2 protein-coding genes are annotated in these 1,705 nt (G+C 48.9%); one reads left to right on the top strand and one right to left on the bottom strand.

Translation table 11 applies throughout. The annotated features are described in order from the left end of the window. Positions 1-35 precede the first annotated feature (35 nt). Entirely contained in the window at positions 36-1,343 is a 1,308-nt protein-coding gene (locus C8D82_RS22455) for an IS701 family transposase (protein ID WP_116886139.1), read from the bottom strand. A 122-nt stretch (positions 1,344-1,465) separates the two neighbouring features. Here C8D82_RS22455 and C8D82_RS20425 point away from each other — a divergent pair. After that, positions 1,466-1,705 (top strand): hypothetical protein (locus C8D82_RS20425; RefSeq protein WP_133245329.1); only part of this gene is annotated, 240 nt, incomplete at its 3' end.

Below are 1,705 nucleotides of genomic sequence, written 5' to 3'. Positions count from 1 at the left end.
CTAAAGTTTTCCTGAAACTGGTTCAATGAGAAGTACTATACAACGGAGAAAATGGAAAAGCAAGCAGAAAATCCGTGGGAGCTGAAAGATTTTCTGCAACACCCTGCAAAAATGTCACTCGAGGAAATTTCGGAAGCGATTTTCCTGCGAATGTCGGCGAAAGCAAAGGCATTGGATCGGCGTGTCGGATGTCTTCGAGGCGGCGCGAGTGGAAGTTTGGAAGCGTAAACCCAGGCAATGGAAGTAGCGAAAAGGCAAAGTTGGAAATGGTTATCGACGGCGGACAAGTTGCGGCACTGAGAATCAAGAGAGCCGATTTCGTGCTTGATTTCCTTGAATCCGCTTTCGATTTTCCATCTGGCGGAATAATATTCGATCATCCGTTCGGCAGGGAGCGAAAGATCGGTCGTGACCAACGGGAAAGCAAAGTTGCGGTAGTAAACGAAGATGACTTTGACCCGGCATTTCAATGCTTTGGACATGCAGATGATCTCGGAAAAAGAGATCTCGCGTTCCTTACCGTACACATGAATTTCAGCAGTCCGCGCCTGATTTCGGAGTTGAGAGGAAAGTTCTCTGACGTTCGGGAGTCTTTTCCCATACCTGGGAGCACGCCCGCGCTTTTTTACGCGCGGGCCGGGAAGATCGAAAATGGCTGCGGAAACCCGCAGCCTGGACAGGATATGAACGGAGCCGGAAATATGCGCCCGGACTTCTTTGATGAGCGGAGCGGAACAAAACCAGGAATCGGAAACGATAAGGATGCTGTTCTGCGTGAACTTTCCGGCAATGCCGATGATCCGTTGGGCGGCGATGCCGGATTTGGTCTTGAGCCATTCCGCATACGGCAACTTGGCGCTGGATTTGACCTTTTTTGCGAGAGGCTTGTAAAGCCCCTGTGCGAGGGGCAGGAATGCCCAGCGGTGGTGGATAAAGCGAAGCAGCCCGACTATGACTCGGCAGTTTCCCCAGATGTATTTGGCCGAGTTCATTTTGGCGGCATGATCGAAATGAGTTGCGCAATCCTGAATCTTTTTCCCGGTTTTCGGGCTGAGCTCGTCGTCAAGCGCCAGAAGAATACGCCCGTCAACAGACGGATCGCCGAGTTCGAGGAGCAACGCATCCCAAAGTTTGCGCCACGGGATTTTTCCGGAATTGATGAAATTGTAAAACCGTTTGAGCGTGAAATGGCTTGGAATGAAATTGGAAAAACACCGGAATATCGAGCTGATTCTTCCGGGTTGAACTCCGGCGACAAGTCCGATGATGATGATTTGGAAAATGGGTTGACGATAAAATGGGATTTCGTTGGTTGCCTTACCGAGCAATTCGTTGAATTTCATCACTGTTTCCTCCAGTTGGTTGCGATCTGTGGTAATATAGCACAATCGACTTTTGGAGTTGCCATTTCAGGCATTGATAATCAACGACTTACGTTGGAAATTTGACACACGGAGAGGGGCCTGTGAGCGATGAAACCAAAATTTTCACCAAAAATGACAAAAACGGCGACAAGTGCGCCTCAGGAGGGCAGGAATCAGGCTTAAAATTGATTTTTGAGCGGGGAGTCGCAATTTTAGTCCGTCCTTGGCGCTTCCCCGGTCAGCCAAAAAAATTCGTGTTTTTTTCAATCAAGGTCGGCACAATAAATTCAGGAACTTCTCTCGATTCGCGGGAGCAGTTCAAAAAAACAGGAAAACTTGAA

The sequence above is a fragment of the Victivallis vadensis genome (assembly GCF_003096415.1).
GTDB lineage: Bacteria > Verrucomicrobiota > Lentisphaeria > Victivallales > Victivallaceae > Victivallis > Victivallis vadensis.
This window is presented reverse-complemented; position numbering and strand designations above follow the sequence as displayed.